This window comes from Streptomyces longisporoflavus (assembly GCF_014649775.1).
GTDB lineage: Bacteria > Actinomycetota > Actinomycetes > Streptomycetales > Streptomycetaceae > Streptomyces > Streptomyces longisporoflavus.
In genome coordinates this window covers 477,457-497,736 of record NZ_BMTR01000002.1, presented here as the reverse complement: position 1 = coordinate 497,736, position 20,280 = coordinate 477,457, and the positions used below count along the sequence as shown (strand labels likewise).

At 70.8% G+C, this 20,280-nt stretch carries 14 protein-coding genes; 6 read left to right on the top strand and 8 right to left on the bottom strand.

Annotated features, from left to right (window positions below; translation table 11 throughout):
• Nucleotides 1–41: 41 nt before the first annotated feature.
• Nucleotides 42–836 carry a metal-dependent hydrolase gene (locus tag IE226_RS06220; RefSeq protein WP_190079983.1) on the top strand — a complete coding sequence of 265 codons (795 nt, stop codon included), beginning with the start codon at nucleotides 42–44 and terminating at the stop codon, nucleotides 834–836.
• Between the two features lie 225 nt (nucleotides 837–1,061).
• Here the strand turns inward: IE226_RS06220 and IE226_RS06215 are convergent, their stop codons facing one another.
• Nucleotides 1,062–2,843 (bottom strand): ABC transporter ATP-binding protein, encoded by a 1,782-nt coding sequence (locus tag IE226_RS06215; protein WP_190079982.1) that lies wholly within the window; start codon nucleotides 2,841–2,843, stop codon nucleotides 1,062–1,064.
• On the bottom strand, nucleotides 2,840–4,720 hold the full coding sequence (locus IE226_RS06210; RefSeq protein WP_190079981.1) for an ABC transporter transmembrane domain-containing protein: 1,881 nt from the start codon (nucleotides 4,718–4,720) through the stop codon (nucleotides 2,840–2,842). Before IE226_RS06210 ends, IE226_RS06215 begins: the two co-directional genes overlap by 4 nt.
• A 283-nt stretch (nucleotides 4,721–5,003) precedes the next feature.
• Between IE226_RS06210 and IE226_RS06205 the strand changes: the two genes are divergently transcribed.
• The 3 genes from IE226_RS06205 to IE226_RS06195 all read left to right on the top strand — a co-directional run bounded on the left by IE226_RS06205 (nucleotide 5,004) and on the right by IE226_RS06195 (nucleotide 9,034).
• Nucleotides 5,004–5,747 carry a L,D-transpeptidase family protein gene (locus tag IE226_RS06205; protein WP_190079980.1) on the top strand — a complete coding sequence of 248 codons (744 nt, stop codon included), beginning with the start codon at nucleotides 5,004–5,006 and terminating at the stop codon, nucleotides 5,745–5,747.
• Nucleotides 5,748–5,815: 68 nt separating this feature from the next.
• Nucleotides 5,816–7,426: a peptide-N4-asparagine amidase gene (locus tag IE226_RS06200; protein WP_190079979.1), complete on the top strand. Its 1,611-nt coding sequence runs from the start codon at nucleotides 5,816–5,818 to the stop codon at nucleotides 7,424–7,426.
• Nucleotides 7,427–7,606: 180 nt separating this feature from the next.
• Entirely contained in the window at nucleotides 7,607–9,034 is a 1,428-nt protein-coding gene (locus IE226_RS06195; RefSeq protein WP_229870526.1) for a cation:dicarboxylate symporter family transporter, read from the top strand.
• Here the strand turns inward: IE226_RS06195 and IE226_RS06190 are convergent.
• The 3 genes from IE226_RS06190 to IE226_RS06180 all read right to left on the bottom strand — a co-directional run bounded on the left by IE226_RS06190 (nucleotide 8,973) and on the right by IE226_RS06180 (nucleotide 13,952).
• Entirely contained in the window at nucleotides 8,973–10,433 is a 1,461-nt protein-coding gene (locus IE226_RS06190; RefSeq protein ID WP_190079977.1) for a Gfo/Idh/MocA family protein, read from the bottom strand. The two genes, IE226_RS06195 and IE226_RS06190, sit on opposite strands and share 62 nt — an antisense overlap.
• 101 nt (nucleotides 10,434–10,534) lie before the next feature.
• Entirely contained in the window at nucleotides 10,535–13,456 is a 2,922-nt protein-coding gene (locus tag IE226_RS06185) for an FAD-binding and (Fe-S)-binding domain-containing protein (protein ID WP_190079976.1), read from the bottom strand.
• Nucleotides 13,457–13,508: 52 nt separating this feature from the next.
• Entirely contained in the window at nucleotides 13,509–13,952 is a 444-nt protein-coding gene (locus IE226_RS06180) for a MarR family winged helix-turn-helix transcriptional regulator (RefSeq protein ID WP_190079975.1), read from the bottom strand.
• 117 nt (nucleotides 13,953–14,069) lie between these two features.
• Between IE226_RS06180 and IE226_RS06175 the strand changes: the two genes are divergently transcribed.
• Both IE226_RS06175 and mltG read left to right on the top strand, forming a co-directional pair.
• Nucleotides 14,070–15,887 (top strand): ABC transporter ATP-binding protein, encoded by a 1,818-nt coding sequence (locus IE226_RS06175; RefSeq protein ID WP_190079974.1) that lies wholly within the window; start codon nucleotides 14,070–14,072, stop codon nucleotides 15,885–15,887.
• A gap of 46 nt (nucleotides 15,888–15,933) precedes the next feature.
• Nucleotides 15,934–16,806 carry an endolytic transglycosylase MltG gene (mltG, locus tag IE226_RS06170; protein WP_190080099.1) on the top strand — a complete coding sequence of 291 codons (873 nt, stop codon included), beginning with the start codon at nucleotides 15,934–15,936 and terminating at the stop codon, nucleotides 16,804–16,806.
• Nucleotides 16,807–16,840: 34 nt separating this feature from the next.
• Here mltG and IE226_RS06165 read toward each other — a convergent pair whose 3' ends face one another.
• From IE226_RS06165 to IE226_RS06155, 3 genes are read right to left on the bottom strand one after another with little or no spacing between them, the layout of a single operon-like run.
• Nucleotides 16,841–17,950 (bottom strand): NAD(P)-binding domain-containing protein, encoded by a 1,110-nt coding sequence (locus IE226_RS06165; protein ID WP_190079973.1) that lies wholly within the window; start codon nucleotides 17,948–17,950, stop codon nucleotides 16,841–16,843.
• A gap of 52 nt (nucleotides 17,951–18,002) precedes the next feature.
• Nucleotides 18,003–19,226, bottom strand: a complete 1,224-nt coding sequence (locus IE226_RS06160; RefSeq protein WP_190079972.1) for an LLM class flavin-dependent oxidoreductase — start codon at nucleotides 19,224–19,226, stop codon at nucleotides 18,003–18,005.
• 2 nt (nucleotides 19,227–19,228) lie between these two features.
• Nucleotides 19,229–20,272: an ABC transporter substrate-binding protein gene (locus IE226_RS06155; protein ID WP_190079971.1), complete on the bottom strand. Its 1,044-nt coding sequence runs from the start codon at nucleotides 20,270–20,272 to the stop codon at nucleotides 19,229–19,231.
• Nucleotides 20,273–20,280: the final 8 nt, after the last annotated feature.

Here is a 20,280-nt window from a genome sequence, read left to right as displayed (position 1 = left end):
AACGGAGCGTCAGCACAACAAAAATGGGGCGGGGAACAGCGATGATGGGTCCGGCACACTCACTGTCGGGGGCGGCGGCCTGGCTCGGCGTCGGAGCGGCCGCGGCTGCGGCGGGGCACACGATGCCCTGGCCGGTTCTCCTCGTCGGAGCCCTGATCTGCGCCGGGGCGGCGCTCGCGCCCGACCTCGACCACAAGTCGGCGACCATCTCGCGAGCCTTCGGACCCGTGTCCCGAGGGCTGTGCGAGATCGTCGACAAGCTCTCCGCGGCCGTCTACAAGGCGACGCGCAAGCAGGGCGACCCGCGCCGCTCCGGGGGGCACCGCACTCTCACGCACACCTGGCTGTGGGCCGTCCTGATCGGGGCGGGCTCCTCCGCCCTCGCCATCTTCGGCGGCCGCTGGGCGGTCCTCGCGCTGCTCTTCGTCCACATGGTGCTCGCCATCGAAGGGCTGCTCTGGCGGGCCGCGCGCGGGTCGAGCAGCGATGTCCTCGTGTGGCTGCTCGCCGCGACGAGCGCCTGGATCCTGGCCGGCGTGCTCGACAAGCCGGGGAACGGCGCGGACTGGCTGTTCACCGCGCCGGGCCAGGAGTACCTGTGGCTGGGGCTGCCGATCGTCCTCGGCGCCCTGGTGCACGACATCGGGGACGCGCTGACCGTCTCCGGCTGCCCGATCCTGTGGCCCATCCCCATCGGCCGCAAGCGCTGGTACCCCATCGGGCCGCCGAAGCTGATGCGGTTCCGGGCGGGCAGCTGGATCGAGCTGAAGGTCCTTATGCCCGCCTTCATGCTGCTCGGGGGAGTGGGCGGCGCGGCGGCGCTGAACTTCATCTGAGCGGGCGGGGCCCGTACCGCTTCCCCCGCGTATATCCCGCAAGGCCGCCCGCCAGCTCCGCCTCGTCTCCGTCGTGGCCGACCGGCTGCCCGGCGCGAGCCCCCGCTCCATCAGCTCCCGGCCGTAACTGGCGCCGATCGCCGCGAGGTCTTCCGCCGGGTCGCCCGGCAGGCAGGCGACCGAGCAACGCCCGCTCGCCGATCGCCGCTCGCCGCCCCCGGCGGCCTACCCGTGCCAGGACCGCCACAGCGCCGCGTACGCGCCCCCCGCCCCCACCAGCTCGTCATGGCTGCCCAACTCGCTGATCCGGCCGTTCTCGACCACGGCGATGACATCCGCGTCGTGCGCGGTGTGCAGCCGGTGGGCGATGGCCACGACCGTGCGGCCGTCCAGGACGCGCGCGAGGGAGCGTTCCAAGTGACGTGCCGCGCGCGGGTCGAGCAGCGAGGTCGCCTCGTCGAGGACCAGCGTGTGCGGGTCGGCGAGGACCAGGCGGGCAAGCGCGATCTGCTGGGCCTGCGCCGGGGTGAGGGCGAAGCCGCCCGAGCCCACCTCGGTGTCGAGCCCCTCGCCCAGAGCGCGGGCCCAGCCGTCCGCGTCGACCGCGCCGAGCGCCGCCCAGAGTTCGGCGTCCCCCGCCCCGGCCCTGGCGAGCAGGAGGTTGTCGCGCAGGGAGCCCACGAAGACGTGGTGCTCCTGGTTGACCAGGGCCACGTGGGCGCGGACCTCCTCCGCGGGCATGGCCGACAGTTCCGCTCCGCCCAGCGTGACGCGACCGTCGCGCGGGGCGTAGATCCCGGCGAGCAGCCTGCCGAGCGTGGACTTGCCCGCGCCGGACGGGCCGACCAGGGCGACGCGTGAACCCGGCTCGACGGCCAGGGACACCTGCCGCAGGACGTCGACGCCCGCGCGGTAGCCGAAGTGCACGTCGTCCGCGAGCACGTCGCGTCCGTCGGGGACGACGGATGTGTCGCCCCTGTCCGGTTCGATGTCCCGTACGCCCACCAGGCGGGCCAGCGAGACCTGGGCCACCTGGAGCTCGTCGTACCAGCGCAGGATGATGCCCAGCGGGTCGACGAGCATCTGCGCGATCAGGGCGCTCGTGGCCAGCTGGCCGACGCTGATCCAGCCCTCCAGGACGAATACGCCGCCGACCATCAGGACCGAGCAGAGCACCAGGGTGTGGGTGAAGGTGATGACCGGAAAGAGGACGGAGCGCAGGTAGAGAGTGTGGCGTTCCCACGCTGTCCATTCCTTGACACGGCGTTCCGACAGTTCCACGCGGCGTTCGCCGAGCCGGTGCGCCTCCACCGTGCGTCCCGCGTCGATGGTCTCGGCGAGGGCGGCGGCGACGGCGGCGTACCCGGCGGCCTCCGAACGGTAGGCGGAGGGCGCCCGCTTGAAGTACCAGCGGCAGCCGACGACGAGAAGGGGCGCGGCGATGAGGATGGCGGGCGCCAGCGGAGGCGCGGTCACGGCGAGGCCGCCGATCAGGAGCGCGGCCCACACGACGCCGATCGCGAGCTGCGGCACCGCCTCCCGCATGGCGTTGGCGAGCCGGTCGACGTCCGTGGTGATCCGCGAGAGGAGATCGCCCGTCCCGGCCCGCTCCAGCACACCGGGCGGCAGCCCCACCGAGCGGACGAGGAAGTCCTCGCGCAGATCGGCCAGCATCCGCTCACCGAGCATCGCGCCGCGCAGCCGTACCTGATGGACGAAGAAGGCCTGCACGACGAGGGCGACGGTGAACAGGCCGATGGTGCGGCCCAGATGCAGGTCCCGTGCGGTGGCCGTGACGTTCTCGACCAGGTCGCCCAGGAGGTAGGGGCCGGCCATGGAGGCGATCACGGCGCAGGTGTTGACCGTGATGAGCAGGGCGAAGGCCCGGCGGTGCCGTCTGACCAGTTCGCGTACGTAGGCTCCGACCGTCGCGGGCGCGCCCACGGGCAGGGTGTCCGCGGTGGTCGGGGCCGCCGGGTCGTAAGCCGGTGGCGCCAGCCCGATCATGCCGTCTCCTCGATGTCCGTTGCGGTCTCGGTCCCGGTCTTGGTCCCGGTCTTGATCCCGGTCTTGACGTCGGTCGCCGTGCCGGTGGTGCGGCCGGCCCGGATGTCGTGGGGCGCCCCCGGCGCCCGCTCTTCGTCCGTCTCGCGTGTCACGACCGCCCGGTAGCGCGGCTCGCCGTGCACCAGCGCGCGGTGTTCGCCCACCGCCGCGACCTCGCCCTCGTGCAGGAAGACGACACGCTCGGCCCGGTCGAGGAGCAGCGGCGACGACGTGAGGACCACGGTCGTACGGCCCTTGCGCAGCTCCTTGACGCCCTCGGCGACCCGCGCCTCGGTGTGCGAGTCCACGGCGGAGGTCGGCTCGTCGAGCACGAGAACCTCGGGGTCGGTGATCAACGAGCGGGCCAGCGCGAGGCGTTGCCGCTGTCCGCCCGACAGGGAGCGTCCGCGCTCGGTGACATGGGAGTCCAGCGGGGCCTCGTCCACCGAGGCCTGCGTCAGGGCGTCCAGGACATCGGCGCACTGCGCGGCCCGCAGAGCCTCGTCGGCGCTGACCGCTCCCGACGCCGGTACGTCCAGGAGGCCGCGGAGCGTGCCGGAGAGCAGCACCGGGTCCTTGTCCTGTACGAGGACGGCGGTACGGGCGGTGGACAGCGGCACCTCGTCGAGCGCTACCCCGCCGAGCAGTACGGAGGGCAGCTCCTCGGCGTCGTCGAACGAAGCGTGCCCGCCGAGGCGTTCGGCGAGCCGCCCCGCCTCGTCCGGGTCGCCGCACACGACGGCGGTGAGCCGGCCGGAGGGGGCCAGGAGTCCGGTCGCCGGGTCGTAGAGATCGCCCGAGGGGATCTCCGTGCTGTCCGGCAGTCCGCCCCCGGCGTGCGTCGTGCGCTGGAGCGAGAGCACCCGGGCGGCGCGCTTGGCCGAGGGGCGCGAGAAGCTGTAGGCCATCGCGATCTCCTCGAAGTGCCGCAGCGGGTAGGTCAGCAGCGTGACCGTGCTGTAGACGGTGACCAGTTCGCCGACGGTGATGCGTCCTTGGCGGGCCAGGTTCACGCCGTGCCAGACGACCACGATCAGGAGCAGCCCCGGCAGCAGTACCTGGACGCCCGAGATCACCGCCCACATGCGGGCGCTGCGTACGGCGGCCGTACGCACCTCCTGCGAGGCCCGGCGGTAGCGGTCGAGGAAGAGCTCCTCGCCGCCGATGCCCCGCAGCACCCGAAGGCCAGCCACGGTGTCGGAGGCCAGTTCGGTCGCTCGCCCGGCCTTCTCCCGCTGGTGGTCGGCGCGCCGGGTGGCGCGTGGCAGCAGCGGAAGGACGGCCAGCGCGAGCACCGGTACGCCCACCGCGACGACGATGCCGAGAGCCGGCTGGTAGATGACCACGCCCACGCAGACGAGCACGACGGTGAGCGCGGCAGCCGCGAACCGCGAGACCGCCTCCACGAACCAGCCGATCTTCTCGACGTCGCCGGTGGATACCGCGACCACTTCACCGGCGGCGACGCGCCGGGTGAGGGCCGAGCCGAGCTGCGCGGTCTTGCGGGCGAGCAGTTGCTGGACGCGTGCGGCCGCGGTGATCCAGTTGGTGACCGCCGTGCGGTGCAGCATGGTGTCGCCCAGGGCGATGGCGATGCCGAACAGCGTCATCAGCACGCCCGCCATGGCGAGCCGTCCTCCGTCGCGATCGACCACGGCCTGTACGGCGAGGCCGACGAGGTAGGGGAGCACGGCGATGGAGCCGAAGTGCAGCAGACCCCAGGCGAGTGACTTCAGCTGGCCGCCGAGCTGGTTGCGCCCGAGCCAGCGCAGGAAGTGAGGGCCCGAGCGGGCATCCGGCATGCCCGGGTCGGGGAAGGGAAGATCGCGAATCTGCATGACGTGTGACGTCCCGGGGGTCGGTGTCGGGGAGGCGGACCGTCGGTTCGGCGGAGCGTGCCGGCGTGAACGGACGGTGGGGAGCGGGCGGGCGATGGGGAGCGGATGGTGGGAGCGGGCTCGGCGAACGAGCGGCGAGCAGCGGTAACAGGCCGTGAAAGGTTCGCCTCGTACGGTGGCGCGAGGCAAACGATTTTCCGGCGGGGAGTAAAGATTCGGCCCCTTCTCCGCCGGGGGCCGTGCGTCGGGACGGCTCGTGTCGACCGGGTGCGACCATGGACGGATGCGTATAGCTGGTGCGGTGCGAGCGGTGGCTGCCTTCGCGGCCTGCGGTGTTCTTCTCACGTCTTGCGGGAGTGCCGACGAGGGGGCGGGCGCCGGAGGAAAGAAGAGCGACGCGGGCACGGATCAGGCGAAGGGGGCCGAGCCGTCGGCGACCACCGACCTCAAGCGCATCCCTGATGTGGGCGACCGTCTCCAGAGCAAGATTCCCGGGAACTCCCGGCAGGTCGTCGCGGTCTACGGGGAGGGCGAGGACTCGGCGAAGTCCACCGTCGTGCTGTACACGAAGTCCGGCTCGACCTGGGACAAGACCCGCAGCTGGGCCGCGCACAACGGCAAGAAGGGCTGGACGACCGACCACCGCGAGAACGACAAGCGCAGTCCGGTCGGTGTCTACACGCTCACCGACGCGGGCGGCGTCCTCGCCGATCCGGGCGCCGGACTCCCGTACACCCAGAGCGAGTCGATGCAGGCCCCGCACTACTGGGCCAAGTCGCACTGGCACGACTTCGACTACGTCATCGCCATCGACTACAACCGCGCCAAGGGCACCCCGCCCAACGACCCGACCCGCCCGCAGGGCCAGTCCAAGGGCGGCAGCATCTGGCTGCACATGGACCACGGCAGCGGTACGTCGGGCTGCGTGAGCCTGTCGAAGCAGGGCATGGCGTATCTCCTGAAGGAGCTCGACCCGAAGCAGCATCCGGTCGTGGTGATGGGCGACAAGGCGAACCTGAAGGGCTGACCCGCGCGGCTTCTGCGGGCCTCCCGGGCACCATTGCGGTGATCGTCGGCTCCCCGTAAGAATCCCGCATGAGAAGACGCGTCATGTCCATGCTCGTCGGGGTCACCCTCGCGGCGAGCACACTGTTCAGCGCGGGCCCGGCGGCGGCCGACACGCCCCCACCGGAGTTCGGCACCGACTGGCACGACCCGATCACCGCCGCCCCGCCCGTCACGAAACCGCAGACCAAGTCGTGCGAAGTGACCGTGGCGGAGGCGCGGTTCAAGGACTTCACGCCCTACGAGGGCACCTACAGCCCGCCCCGCAAATGCGGCGCGGGCGACTGGGGCAAGGTGGTGCTCCGCCTCGACGGCAAGGTCAAGGGGCGGCAGTACGACCGCCTCGGCTATCTGCGCATCGGCGGCGTCGAGGTCTTCCGTACCTCCACCCCGCAGCCGTCCGCCGACGGCATCACCTGGTCCGTGGAGAAGGACGTCACGCGCTATCGCGAGACCCTGGGGCGCGACCAGCAGGTCGAGATGCTCATCGGGAACGTCGTCAACGAGACGTACACGGGCATCATCGACGTCAAGGCGACGCTGACGTTCTACGCGGCGGGCAAGGGCGGCGACGGCAAGCGCGAGCAGGCGCCGCCGGACCGCGTCCTGCCGCTGGGCGACGGCACCACCCTGACCACTCCGCGCAACAGCGAGCGCATCGTCGCCGAGGTCTACGCGACCGGCTCCGGAGGCGGCTGCGAGGAGTACTGGTACCTGACGGTGCCGGACGCCGCGCCGTACTCCTGCAAGGCGCAGGACGGGCCCTATCGCGAGGTGCAGGTCACCGTCGACGGCCGTCTCGCGGGGATCGCCACGCCGTTCCCGACCGTGTGGACGGGCGGCTGGTCCAATCCCTTCCTGTGGTACGTGATTCCCGGCCCCCGTGCCTTCGACATCAAGCCCATCGAGTACGACCTGACGCCCTTCGCCGGGCTCCTCAACGACGGCCGCCCGCACCAGGTGGAAGTGTCCGTCGCGGGCAGGCCGGAGGCGACGGCCGGCTGGCACACGCCCACCAACATCCTGGTCTGGCAGGACGAGGGGCGCGCGCACGTCACCGGCGGGCTGACCGGGCACAAGGCGGGCGAGCTGGCCAACAAGGCGGATTACACGCCCGGTTCGCCCGACCGGCAGCACCGTCTCGACACCAGGAGCAGCCACCGGCTCAGCGTCTCGGGATACGTCGACACTTCCCACGGCCGCGTGAAGACGACCGTCACCCGCGCCCTCGCCAACACCTCCGTGCACCGCTGGACCGAGGGCGAGTCCACCGACGCGCTCACGTCCACCTGGAGCGATCGCGAGACGGTCACCACGAATGGCCGTGCCGTCCGTATCGACCGGACGTACACGATGGACGGCACGACGACGCTCGGCGCCGGTGACCGGCTGCGCACCGAGATCGACCTGGGCGACCGTGCGGAAACGGTGCGTACGGACCACGGGCGGCGCACCGCCCGCACGGTCACCGACGATCGCTACGAAGGCGACGCGACGTACACCGCCAACGTCCCGCGCGAGGACCGGCACGCCGTCGGCACCTCCCGTGAGCGCTACCGGGTGTACGGCGACGGCGGCTGCTACGACCGCACCCTGGGGACCGAGCAGGGGGCGCTGACGGTCGACCGGCTGCGCTGCTGAGCCCTTCGCCGCGGCCCGCGGCCCCCGGTTCGGAGCACGCGGTTTGGAGCAAGATCCAAGATTTACGCCGATGTGATCTGTAGGTCTTTTGCGGAAGCGGGCATTCCACCATAGTGACGCCTCGCGGAAAGAAATTTCCGTATGGCAGAAGCAAGTTGGAGCCTCACTACAGGAGTGCCCGTGCCGCAGTCCGTACCGTCCATACCGCGACGCGTAGCACGCACATTGCGAACCTCACTGTTCGCGCAGGTCGCCTGCGCGTTGGTGCTCGGAGTCCTCGTCGGAAGGCTGTGGCCCGACGCGGGCACAGCCGTCCAGCCGCTCGGCGACGGCTTCGTACGTCTCATCAAGGCGATGATCGCCCCGCTCGTGTTCTGCGTGGTCGTCGCCGGCATCACCAAGGCCGGCGACCTCAAGGCCTTCGGCCGCATCGGGATCAAGGCCCTCATCTGGTTCGAGGTCGCCACCACGGTCGCCCTCGTCGTCGGCCTGCTCGCCGGGAATCTCGTCAGCCCCGGCACCGGCATGAACGTCGACCCCTCCACACTCGACGCCTCCGCCGTCGACGAGAAGACCGGCGGCGGCGAACTGCCCTCGACCAGCGAGTTCATCCTGCACTCGCTGCCCGACAGCGCCATCGGCGCCTTCGCCGAGAATTCACTGCTCCAAGTCCTCGTCCTGTCCTGCCTGGTGGGCGCGGCCCTGCTGCACCTGGGCCACACGAAGGTGCCCGCGATCCTGCCCGTCATCGAGCAGGGCCAGGAGATCGTCTTCGCGATCGTCGGCTTCATCATGAAGCTGGCTCCGCTCGCCGTGTTCGGAGCGACCGCGCATCTGGTGGGGGAGTACGGGCTCGGTGCCCTGACGACGTACGGCAAGCTCATCGGTGTCTGTTACGCCGTGGCCCTGCTCTTCCTCGTCCTGCTCGGCGTGGCCCTGAAGGCACTGACCGGCCTGAGCCTGTGGAAGTTCGTCCGTTACACGCGCGAGGAAATGCTGCTCGCGCTCGGCACGGCCTCCAGCGAGGCCGTCATGCCGCGCATGATGCAGAAGCTGCGCCAGGCCGGCTGCCGCGACGACGCGGTGGGCCTGGTCCTGCCCACGGGCTACTCCTTCAACCTCGACGGCGCCTCGATCTACCTCTCCGTCGGCACGCTGTTCATCGCACAGGCCGTGGGCGTGGACCTGAGCCTCGGGCAGCAGATCACCGTCGTCCTCGTCCTGATGCTGACCAGCAAGGGCATGGCGGGCGTGCCCGGTTCGGCGTTCCTCGCGCTGTCCGCGACCGCTTCCGCGCTCGGGGTCATCCCGGCCGGCGCGGTCGCCCTGCTGCTCGGCGTGGACCGCATCATGGACGCCATGCGCGTGGCCACGAACCTGCTCGGCAACTGCGTGGCCGTCTTCGTGGTCTCGCGCTGGGAGGGCGCACTGGACACGGCGCGGGCGAAGAAGGTCCTGGGCGGCGAGATCGCCTTCGTGCCGGAACAGACGGAAGGGACGCAGGAGCCCGGCAGCGCCGATGCGCGCACCGCCGGGCCCAAGTCCCTTACGCTTGCGGCTTCTCCGAGTCCACTCCCGGACGCGCCTTCTTCCACATCCCGCGAGTGAAGTCCGGGATCGCCTGCGGCGCGCCCTTCGCCTTGATCGAGAGATGGCTCAGGGGGACGGGCGACGTCCAGACCGCGGCGTCGTAGACGTCGAAGTCCGGCACGAGGCCCAGCTGCATGGTCTGCATCAGACGGAAGATCATGATGTAGTCCATGCCGCCGTGCCCGCCCGGCGGGTTGGCGTGCTCCTTCCACAGCCAGTGGTCGAACTCCTCGGCGTATTTGCCGAAGTCGCCCCACTCGTCGTTCGTGTGGTCCGGCTCGAGGTAGATGCGCTCGGGGTAGTCCTCGAAGACGCCCTTGGTGCCGCCGAGGCTGTTGATGCGGCTGTAGGGGTGGGGCGTGGAAACGTCGTGCTCCAGGCGGATCACCCGCCCCTTCGCCGTCTGGACGAGGCTGATGGTGCGGTCGCTCTCGATGTACGTCTCCTTCCAGCTCGGGTCGCCCGCGGGCATGTGCGCCTTGCGGTACTCGGCGAGACCGAGGGCGGGCGTGCCGAAGCTGGAGATGTGCGTGACGCGGTCGCCGCGGTTGATGTCCATGTAGTTGGAGACCGGACCGAAGCCGTGGTTGGGGTAGAGGTCGCCGCGCAGCCGCGTGTGCCACAGGCGCCGCCAGGGACCTTCGTAGTAGTCCGGGTCGAACATCAATCCGCGCAGGTCGTGGTTGTAGGCGCCCGCCCCGTGCAGCAGGTCGCCGAACTTGCCCGCGTGGGCCATGCGCAGGACACGCATCTCGTTCTTGCCGTAGCAGCAGTTCTCCAGCTGCATGCAGTGTCTGCGGGTGCGCTCGGAGAGGTCGACCAGTTCCCACAGCTGGTCGAGCTGGAGGGCGACGGGACATTCCACGCCGACGTGCTTGCCGTTGAGCATGGCCGTCTTGGCCATGTCGAAGTGCCAGTCCCAGGGCGTCGCCACGTACACGAAGTCGATGTCACCGCGCTTGCACAGGTTCTCGAAGTCGTGATCGCCCTTGGTGTACGTCGCCGGGGCGGGCTGGCCCGCGGCGGTGACCTTCTTCGCGGCGGCCGCGGTCTTGTCCTTGACCGGGTCGCAGAGCGCGACGACCTTGACCCCGGGGATCGCCAGGAACAGGTCGATCATGCTGCCGCCGCGATTGCCGAGCCCGACGATGCCCACACGCACCGTGGAACGCCGCTCGAACGGTACGCCGACCATGGTCTTGCCCTTGCGCGGCGGCGCCTCGGCGGCCGTGGCCGCCGCGGCGGGCGCGCCCTGCGGGGCGTCGGCGTGGGCCGTACCGCCGGTGAGGGCGCCCAGACCGAGTCCGGCTCCGGCGATGCCCGCGGTGCGCAGTACGGCGCGGCGTGAGGTGCCGTCGGCGGAGTCGTCAGGGGTCGCGGACTCGTCAGGGTTCGGTATCGCGTGCTCGTCGTGCATCGGACCTCCGTGGCTTGGATGCCTGCGCTGAACGGATGCCACCCTGATGCGGGGGCGACCGTGGCGCAAGGGACCGAAGTGGCCAGGGAGTTGGACTTATGTCATTCCGGGCGTGTGGCGCGCTCCAGCTCCAGGAGTACGGAGTAGTAGGTGCGGCCCGTGGCGTGGTCCATGCCCACCTCGCACATGCGGTTCGCCGAGAGGTGCGCGTCGAAGGCGCGGGCGCTGACCTCCGCCGCTTCCCTGCGCGTGGCCGACTCCGTCAGTTCCTTGTGCAGCATGCCGCGGTCGCCGGCGAAGGCGCAGCAGCCCGCGTCGTCGGGGACCACCACTTCGTCCGCGCACGCCTCGGCGACGGTACGCAGCTGTGCCTCGTCGCCGAGGTGGCTCATGGAGCAGGTGGGGTGCAGGACGGCGGAGCCGACGGTGCGGTGCACGGTCAGGTGGGGGAGCAGTTCGTCCGCGGTCCAGACCAGAGAGTCGACGACGGTCAGCTCATGGTGCAGCTTGCGGTTGTCGTCGGTGAGATAGGGCACGACCTCGTGCGCGATGCCGAGCGTGCACGACGAGGCGTCCACCACCAGGGGCAGCCTGCCGCCCGCGGTCCAGCCCCAGGCCGCCTCGACGATGCGGTTGGCCATCAGCGCGTTGCCCTCGTCGTACCCCTTGGAGTGCCAGATCGTGGCGCAGCACGTCCCCGCGACATCCCCGGGAATCCACACGGGCCGCCCCGCACGCGCGGAGACGGCGACCACCGCCTCGGGCAGGGAGCGGTCACCGGGGCCGGCGAAGATGCGGTTGACGCACGCGGGGTAGTAGACGGCGCTCGCGCCCACGCGCGCGGTGCGCGGCAGCTTGCGGGCGGCCGCACCGGGGATGTCCGGCAGCCACTCGGGGACCAGATCGGGGCGTACGGCCTTGCGGGCGGTGCGCGTCACGGAGGTCAGGAGCCGGTCGCTGATGCGGTCGGCGGCGCCCACCGCGAGCCGGGCCGCGGCCTCGACCGCCTTGAAGTTCTTGGCGGTGAACGCGGCCACCTTCTCCTCGCGCGGCGAATGCCGGGCGTGGCGGAAGTCCTTCATCAGGGCGCCCGTGTCGATGCCCACCGGGCAGGCCAGCTTGCAGGTGGAGTCGCCGGCGCAGGTGTCCACGGCGTCGTATCCGTACGCCTCGACGAGGCCGTCCTCGACCGGGGAACCGGCGGCCTGGCGCATCATCTCGCGGCGGAGCACGATCCGCTGGCGCGGGGTCGTCGTCAGGTCCTCGCTGGGGCAGGTCGGTTCGCAGAAGCCGCACTCGATGCAGGGGTCCGCGATCAGCTCCACCTTGGGGATCGTCTTCAGGCCGCGAAGGTGGGCCTCGGGGTCGCGGTCGAGGACGACGCGCGGCGCGAGCACCCCGTCCGGGTCGATGACCTGCTTGGTGCGCCACATCAACTCCGTGGCCTTCGGCCCCCATTCGAGCTCCAGGAACGGGGCGATGTTGCGTCCCGTGGCATGCTCGGCCTTGAGCGAGCCGTCGAAGCGCTCGACGGTCAGCCGGCAGAACTCGTCCATGAACGCGGCATAGCGCGCCACGTCCGCGGGCAGGGCCGCGTCGAAGGCGAGCAGGAAGTGCAGATTGCCGTGCGCGGCATGCCCCGCGACGGCCGCGTCGAACCTGTGCCGCGTCTGCAGCTCCAGCAGCGCCTCGCAGGCGTCGGCCAGGCGCGACGGCGGCACCGCGAAGTCCTCGGTGATCAGTGTCGTCCCCGAGGGGCGCGAGCCGCCGACCGCCGTCACGAACGCCTTGCGGGCCTTCCAGTAGCTCCCGATCGTCTTGGGGTCGCGGGTGAAGGTGTTGGTCACCGAGGCGACCGGGGCGACGAGTTCGAGCCCCTCGACGACCTTGGCGGCCGCCGCTTCGTACGCCTCCTGGCCCGCCTCGTCCGGTGCGCGGAACTCCACCAGGAGCGCGGCCGTCGACTTCGGGAGCCGTGCCCAGTCGGCGGGCACCCCGGCCACGCTGGTCGAGGCGCGCAGGGTGTTGCCGTCCATCAGCTCGACGGCCGGCGCGCCCGCCTCGTTGAAGAGGGGGACGGCCGCCGCGGCGGCGGGCAGCGAGGGGAAGAACAGCAGGGCCGTGGTGACGTGCCGGTCCAGCGGCAGCGTGTCGAAGACGACCTCGGAGATGAAGCCGAAGGTGCCCTCCGAGCCGACCATCAGGCCGCGCAGGATCTCCACGGGGGTCGCGCCGTCCAGGAAGGCGTCCAGGCGGTAGCCGTTCGTGTTCTTGATCTCGTACTTGGCGCGGATGCGGGCGGTGAGCTCCGGGTCCGCCTCGATCTCCCGTTTGATCGCCAGCAGTCCCTCGCACAGGGCCGGCTCGGCGTGCGCCAGCTGTTCGTCGGCGTCCGGCTCCGCGGTGTCCACGACCGTGCCCGTGGGCAGGACGAAGGTGAGCGAGGCCACCGTGCGATACGAGTTGCGGCTGGTGCCCGCCGTCATCCCCGAGGCGTTGTTCGCGACGACCCCGCCGATCGTGCAGGCGATGGCGCTCGCGGGGTCCGGACCGAGTACGCGTCCGTGCCGGGCGAGCGTGGCGTTGGCCCGCACCACCGTCGTGCCGGGGCCGATGCGCGCCTGCTCGCCCTTCCCGATGACCTCGATGCCCGCCCAGTGCTTGCGCACGTCGACCAGGATGTCCTCGCCCTGGGCCTGGCCGTTGAGCGAGGTGCCCGCCGCGCGGAAGACGACCTCGCGGCTTCTGCCGTGCGCGTAGGACAGGACGGCGGAGATGTCGTCGATGTCCTCCGCGACGACCACGACCTGCGGCACGAAGCGGTAGGGGCTCGCGTCGGAGGCGTACCGCACGAGGTCGGAGATCTTCGTCAGGACCTTGTCCGCGCCCAGGAGCGCGGTCAGCTCCGAGCGCAGCGGCTCGGGGGTGCCCGCCGCCTGCCGGTCCGGCACCCGATCGTGGGCCGGGGCCTCCGCGCGTCGCGTGGGGCGCAGAGAGTGCGGCTTGGGCTCCAGCATCGGCATGGGCTCTCCTCGGCGGGGTCGTACGGTCGTCGGTCCCGGGTGGCCGGCGGTGTCAGCAGCGGCGGACTTCCGGCACGTCGAACAGCGCGTTCAGCAGGCCGCCCAGCTGCTCGCGCTGCTCGGCGTCCAGTGGGGCCAGGATGTCCTCCGCGGCGGCCCGGCGCGCGCTGCGCAGCTGCCTGAGAGCCTTGCGCCCCGCGTCCGTGAGCTCGATGCGGATCACCCGGCGGTTGGCGGGATCGGGGACGCGGCGCACGAAATCACCCGCCTCCAGGGCGTCGACCAGGCTCGTCACGGCACGCGGGACCACTTCGAGGTGCTGGGCGAGGTCGGCCATGCGCGGCGGAGTGTCGTACTGCACGAGGGTGCGCAGCAGGCGGGACTGGGCCGGGGTGATGCCGATCGGCACCAGGTGGCGCTTCTGGATGCGGTGCAGCCTGCGGGTCAGCCGCAGCAGCTGTTCGGCGAGCAGTCCGTCGGCGTCCGGGGTGTCCATGCGGGAACAATATCAGGACCTAGTGCATTGTGAGTATAGGTAACAGTGAGTTATGCTCTCTCGACCATCGTCGGCCGCATCTCTGCCGGCGGCCGTCTCACCTGACCGTAGGAGCCCATGCGTCACGACGAACCCACGTGGACACCTCAGCCCGCGGCCTCCGGCCAGGAGGAACAGCCGCGGCAGATCCGCCGCATCCTGCGCCTCTTCCGTCCCTACCGCGCCCGTCTCGCGATCGTCGGCCTGCTGGTCGGCGCGGCCTCGCTGGTCTCGGTCGCCACCCCCTTCCTGCTGAAGGAGATCCTCGACACCGCGATCCCGCAGGGACGTACGGGCCTGCTGAGCCTGCTCGCCCTCGGAATGATCCTCAGCGCGGTCGTCACCAGCGTCTTCGGCGTCCTGCAGACCCTGATCAGCACGACGGTCGGGCAGCGCGTCATGCACGACCTGCGCACCGCCGTCTACGGCCGTCTGCAGAGCATGTCGCTCGCCTTCTTCACCAGGACCCGCACCGGCGAGGTCCAGTCCCGCATCGCCAGCGACATCGGCGGCATGCAGGCGACGGTCACCTCCACCGCCACCTCCCTGGTCTCGAACCTCACCAGCGTGATCGCCACCATCGTCGCGATGCTCGCCCTCGACTGGCGCCTGACCGTCGTCTCGCTGCTCCTGCTGCCCGTCTTCGTGTGGATCAGCCGCCGGGTCGGCCGCGAGCGCAAGAAGATAGCCACCCAGCGGCAGAAGCAGATGGCGGCGATGGCCGCGACGGTCACCGAATCGCTCTCCGTCAGCGGCATCCTGCTCGGCCGCACGATGGGCCGCTCCGACTCGCTCACCAAGACCTTCGCCGACGAGTCCGAGCGACTCGTCGACCTGGAGATCCGCTCGAACATGGCGGGGCGCTGGCGCATGGCCGTCATCTCGATCGTCATGGCCGCCATGCCCGCCGTCATCTACTGGACCGCGGGCCTGGCCTTCCAGATGGGCGGCCCGACCGTCTCGATCGGCACGCTCGTCGCCTTCGTCTCGCTCCAGCAGGGACTGTTCCGGCCCACCGTGAGCCTGCTCTCCACCGGCGTGCAGATCCAGACCTCGCTGGCGCTCTTCCAGCGCATCTTCGAGTATCTCGACCTCTCCGTCGACATCACCGAGCCCGAGCACCCCGTGCGCCTGGACAAGATCAAGGGCGAAGTGCGCTTCGAGGACGTCGAGTTCCGCTACGACGGGGACGACGACCGCGGCCGCCCCATCCTCGACGGCATCGACATCACCGTCCCCGCAGGCGGCAGCCTGGCCGTCGTCGGCCCCACCGGCTCGGGAAAGTCAACCCTCAGCTACCTGGTCCCGCGGCTGTACGACGTCACGGGTGGCCGCGTCACCATCGACGGCGTGGACGTGCGCGACCTGGACTTCGACTCGCTGGCCCGTGCGGTGGGAGTGGTCTCCCAGGAGACGTATCTCTTCCACGCCTCCGTCGCCGAGAACCTGCGCTTCGCCAAGCCCGACGCCACGGACGAGGAGCTGATCGCGGCCGCGGGCGCGGCCCAGATCCACGACCACATCGCCTCCCTGCCCGAGGGGTACGACACGGTGGTCGGCGAGCGCGGCCACCGCTTCTCCGGAGGCGAGAAGCAGCGCCTGGCCATCGCTCGTACGATCCTGCGCGATCCGCCCGTGCTCATTCTGGACGAGGCGACCAGCGCCCTGGACACGCACACCGAGCGTGCCGTGCAGGACGCCATCGACGCCCTGTCCGCCGACCGGACCACCCTGACGATCGCCCACCGGCTCTCCACGGTCCGCGGCGCCGACCAGATCGTGGTCCTCGAGGCCGGACGGACCGCCGAGCGCGGCACCCACGAGGAGCTCCTGGCCAGAGACGGCCGCTACGCCGCCCTGGTACGCCGGGACGCCCAACTTGAGCCCGCGACATGAAAATATGCTCGGTGTGTCCGCATTTGAGGGCTAATGTGCCCGTATGCTGCAGACCAAGACTCCGCGCCGGGGCACGATTCGACTGACGCGTCGGGGCCGAATCGCCCTGATCGCGACCGGAACCGTCGCGGCGGTCACCGCCGTGGCGGTGCCGCTGCTGCTCCCCGACGACAGTGCTCGTCCCCAGACGCTGACCATCCCGGAGGGCTGGCGTTCGAGCCAGGTGTACGGGGCTGTCGACAAGGCCCTCGACGTGCCGCCCGGCACCACGAAGAAGGCCATCCCCCATGCCGCCCTCAAACTCCCCGACGACGCGGGCGGCAATCCCGAGGGCTACCTCTTCCCGGCGACGTATCCCATCGGCGAGAAGTCGACCCCCGCGTCCATGCTCTCGTACATGGTGAACACGGCCACCAAGAATTTCAGCGGCGGCCAGGTCACCGCGGGCGCCGACCGCAACGCCGTGAACGTCTATCAGACCGTCACCATCGCCAGCATGATCGAAGCCGAGGCGGGCTCCAAGGAGGACATGGGCAAGGTGGCCCGCGTCATCTACAACCGTCTCGAACAGGGCATGCCCCTGCAGATGGACTCGACGATCAACTACGCCCTGAACCGCTCGACGCTGAACACCCGCGACAGCGACACGAAGATCAACAGCCCCTACAACACGTACACGCGCATGGGCCTGCCCCCGACCCCGATCGGCAACCCCGGCGAGGAGGCCATGCGCGCGGCGACCAGCCCGACGCAGGGCGACTGGCTGTACTTCGTGACGGTTAAGCCGGGCGACACCCGCTTCACGTCGAGCTTCGAGGAGCAGCGCAAGAACGTGGCGGAGTTCAACAAGAACAAGAGCAAGGACGAAGACGGCAACGACGACGGCGACGGCAAGGACGAGAACAAGCAGAACAGCTAGCCGCGCCCCGGACGGCGGACGCCGGTCGCGGCACTCACACCGTGACCGGCGCCTCCGCCAGCAGCCGCCGGATGTCCCGCACCGCCTGCCGGCCCGCGCGGTTCGCGCCGATCGTGCTGGCCGACGGGCCGTAGCCCACCAGATGGACGCGCGGATCGGCGGCGGCCCTGGTGCCCTCGACACGGATGCCGCCGCCCGGCTCGCGCAGCCGCAGCGGCGCCAAGTGCTCGACGGCCGCCCGGAAACCGGTGGCCCAGAGGATGACGTCGGCATCGACACGCCGCCCGTCGTCCCATTCCACGCCGCTCGGCGTGATGCGGTCGAACATCGGCAGCCGGTCGAGCACTCCGTCCGCCCGCGCCTGCCGGACGGCGTCGTTGAGGGGCAGTCCCGTCACGGACACCACGCTCTGCGGCGCGAGCCCCTGGCGTACCCGCTCCTCGACCAGGGCGACGGCCGAGCGTCCCCGGTTCTCGTCGAAGGGGCCCTCGCGGAAGACGGGCGGGCGCCGGGTGACCCAGGTGGTCGTGGCGGCGTACGGAGCGATCTCCATCAGATGCTGGGTGCCCGAAGCGCCCCCGCCCACGACGATCACCCGCTGCCCCTCGAATGCCTCGGGCCCCGGATAGACGGCCGTGTGCAACTGCCGCCCGCGGAAAATGTCCTGCCCCGGATAGCGCGGCCAGAACGGCCGGTCCCACGTCCCCGTGGCATTGATCAGGGTGCGGGTCGCCCAGGTCCCGGCCGACGTCTCCACCAGGAGCCGCCCGCCGTCGCCCTCGCGCACCCGGCGTACGTCGACGGGCCGGTGCACCCGCAGGTCGAAATGCCGCTCGTACTCCTCGAAGTACTCCTGGATGACGTCCGAAGAGGGCCGCGCGGGATCGGCGCCGGTCAGCTCCATGCCGGGCAGCGAGTGCATCCCGTGCACCTTGCCGTAGGTGAGCGAGGGCCAGCGGAACTGCCAGGCGCCGCCGGGGTGCGGCGAATGGTCCAGGACGACGAAGTCGCGGTCCGGCGCGAAGCCGGCCCTGCGCAGGTGATAGGCGCTGGACAGACCCGCCTGACCGGCGCCTATGACCAGCGCGTCCACCTGTTGCGCCGCTGTGTGTGCGGCGGCGTCCCGTGCCCCGATGTCGTTCACGTTTCTACTAACTCCATCGGGGCCCGGGATCTTCCCCCGGCCGGCGTACGGTTCAGCGCCCGCCCGCCACCAGGAGCGGCGCGCCGCCCCGAGCGGCGACCGGGCCCCCGGTGGCCGGGCCACCGTTGGCCGCGGGCGCCGGGCCCGGCTGCGCCGCCGGAATCCGGGGCAGCAGCCCGCGCGCCGCCAGATCCGGGATCACGCCCTCACCGAACCAGTACGCCTCCTCCAGATGCGGATAGCCCGAGAGCACGAAGTGCTCGACACCCAGCGCGTGATACTCCTCGATCCGGTCGGCGACGTCCGCGTGACTGCCGACCAGCGCGGTGCCCGCGCCGCCCCGCACGAGACCGACACCCGCCCACAGGTTCGGCGAGATCTCCAGGTCCTCGCGCGAACCGCCGTGCAGCGCCAGCATCCGCTGCTGGCCGACGGACTCGCTGCGGCCGAGCGCCTGCTGCGCGGCGGCGATGGTGTCCGGATCGAGGTCGTCAAGCAGCCGGTTGGCGGTGGCCCACGCCTCGGTGGCGGAGTCCCGCGAGATGGTGTGCAGCCGGATGCCGAAGCGGACCGTGCGCCCCTGCTCCTCGGCGAGCCCGCGAATCCAGTCGATCTTCTGCTTGACCTGCTCCGGCGGCTCACCCCACGTCAGATACACATCGGTGTGCCGCGCGGCGACAGGGCCGGCCGCGGCCGACGAGCCACCGAAGAAGATCTCCGGCAGCGGGTCCGGCGGCAGCGCCGTAAGGCCGCCCTCCACGTCGTAGTGCTCGCCGTGGAAGTCGAAGGGCTTCCCGCTCCACACACCTCGTACGACGGACAGGAACTCATCGGTACGGGCGTAGCGGCGATCGTGGTCGAGGTGATCGCCGAAGCGGCGCTGCTCGGTCGAGTCGCCGCCCGTGACGACGTTCAGGAGCAGACGCCCGCGCGTGATGCGCTGATATGTGGCCGCCATCTGCGCGGCCAGCACGGGAGAGATGACGCCGGGCCGGAACGCCACCAGGAACTTGAGCCGCTCCGTGTGCTGGGCCAGGGCCACCGTCGTCAGCCAGGCGTCCTCGCACCAGGTGCCGGTGGGGGTCAGGACCGCCTCGAAGCCCACCTGCTCGGCCGCCTTGGCGATCTGGACCAGATAGTCGATGTCGGGAGCGCGCACCCCGCTGACCGGGGTGACGCGGGAGCGCTTGACCCCGCCGTCGGTGTAGGCGTGCCGGTCGACCAGGGTGCGGCCGTCGCCGCCGGTCGGCAGGAACCAGTTGAGGTGGACGGTCATCGTCAGGACTCCTTGTTGTACGTGCGCGGCTTGCTGGTCGAGGGCGGCAGGCCGCCGTTGAAGCGGGTGTCGACGAAGTCGCCGAAGTCGACGCGGCGCGGTACGAGCTTCAGGTCGGTGAAGGTGTCCGCGATCTCCTGCTCGGAGGTGACCACGTTCTTGTCCACGGCCACCGGGACCCGGGTGCCGTTGCTGCGCTTGACGGCGGCCAGCGCGACCTCGTAGGGCAGGCCGGTGTCCTTCGCCCAGACCTTGGCCCACTCCTTTGGGTGGTCGTAGACCCAGTCCTGGGCCTTGCGCAGCCGCTTGAGGTAGTCGGCGACAGCCGCGGACTTCTTCTTGTCCTCCAGCGCGCCGGGCGCCGCCACCTGGAAGCTGAGCCCGTTGACCAGGCCTTCGCCGTCGGTCAGCACACGCCCCTTCTTGCTCTCGAGGACCTGCGAGGTGTACGGGTCCCAGACCGCCCAGGCGTCGACCTTGCCGCTGGTGAACGCGGCGAGAGCGTCCGCGGGCTGCAGATACTTGACGTCGACGTCCTTGATGCCGAGCCCCGCCTCCCTGAGGGAGGCGATCAGCTGGTAGTTCGCCGAGGAACCCTGCGTCACGGCGACGGACTTGCCCTTGAGGTCGTCGGTCCTCTTCAGGGGCGAGTCGTTCGGGACGAGAATCGCCTCGCCCGTCGCGGTGCCGTGGTAGGCGGCCACCACGGAGATCTTCGAGTTCGCTCCCGCGGCGAAGACGGGCGGTGTGTTGCCGACGCCGCCGATGTCCACGGCCTTGGCGTTGATGGCTTCGAGGAGGGGAGGACCCGAGGTGAACGTGGACCAGCGGATCTTGTACTTCAGGTCGTCGAGCTCCCCGGCCGCACGCAGCACGGCCTCCGAACCGCCCTTCTGGTCACCGACGTTGAGGGTGAGCGAGCCCTTGCCGTCGGTTCCGCCGCCCGAGCCCGCGGACGAGGTGCTCGCGGCGGGGGAGCCGGAGCATGCGGCGAGCAGCAGGGCCAGGGGGACGAGCAGGGCGGGGGCGGCGATGTGTCGTCGCATGGTGAGTC

Bases quoted from the DNA above. Each gene is read 5' to 3' on its own strand.
- IE226_RS06220 (WP_190079983.1), top strand. From the start codon at position 42: ATGATGGGTCCGGCACACTCACTGTCGGGGGCGGCGGCCTGGCTCGGC.
- IE226_RS06215 (WP_190079982.1), bottom strand. From the start codon at position 2,843: ATGATCGGGCTGGCGCCACCGGCTTACGACCCGGCGGCCCCGACCACC.
- IE226_RS06210 (WP_190079981.1), bottom strand. From the start codon at position 4,720: ATGCAGATTCGCGATCTTCCCTTCCCCGACCCGGGCATGCCGGATGCC.
- IE226_RS06205 (WP_190079980.1), top strand. From the start codon at position 5,004: ATGCGTATAGCTGGTGCGGTGCGAGCGGTGGCTGCCTTCGCGGCCTGC.
- IE226_RS06200 (WP_190079979.1), top strand. From the start codon at position 5,816: ATGAGAAGACGCGTCATGTCCATGCTCGTCGGGGTCACCCTCGCGGCG.
- IE226_RS06190 (WP_190079977.1), bottom strand. From the start codon at position 10,433: ATGCACGACGAGCACGCGATACCGAACCCTGACGAGTCCGCGACCCCT.
- IE226_RS06185 (WP_190079976.1), bottom strand. From the start codon at position 13,456: ATGCCGATGCTGGAGCCCAAGCCGCACTCTCTGCGCCCCACGCGACGC.
- IE226_RS06180 (WP_190079975.1), bottom strand. From the start codon at position 13,952: ATGGACACCCCGGACGCCGACGGACTGCTCGCCGAACAGCTGCTGCGG.
- IE226_RS06175 (WP_190079974.1), top strand. From the start codon at position 14,070: ATGCGTCACGACGAACCCACGTGGACACCTCAGCCCGCGGCCTCCGGC.
- IE226_RS06160 (WP_190079972.1), bottom strand. From the start codon at position 19,226: ATGACCGTCCACCTCAACTGGTTCCTGCCGACCGGCGGCGACGGCCGC.
- IE226_RS06155 (WP_190079971.1), bottom strand. From the start codon at position 20,272: ATGCGACGACACATCGCCGCCCCCGCCCTGCTCGTCCCCCTGGCCCTG.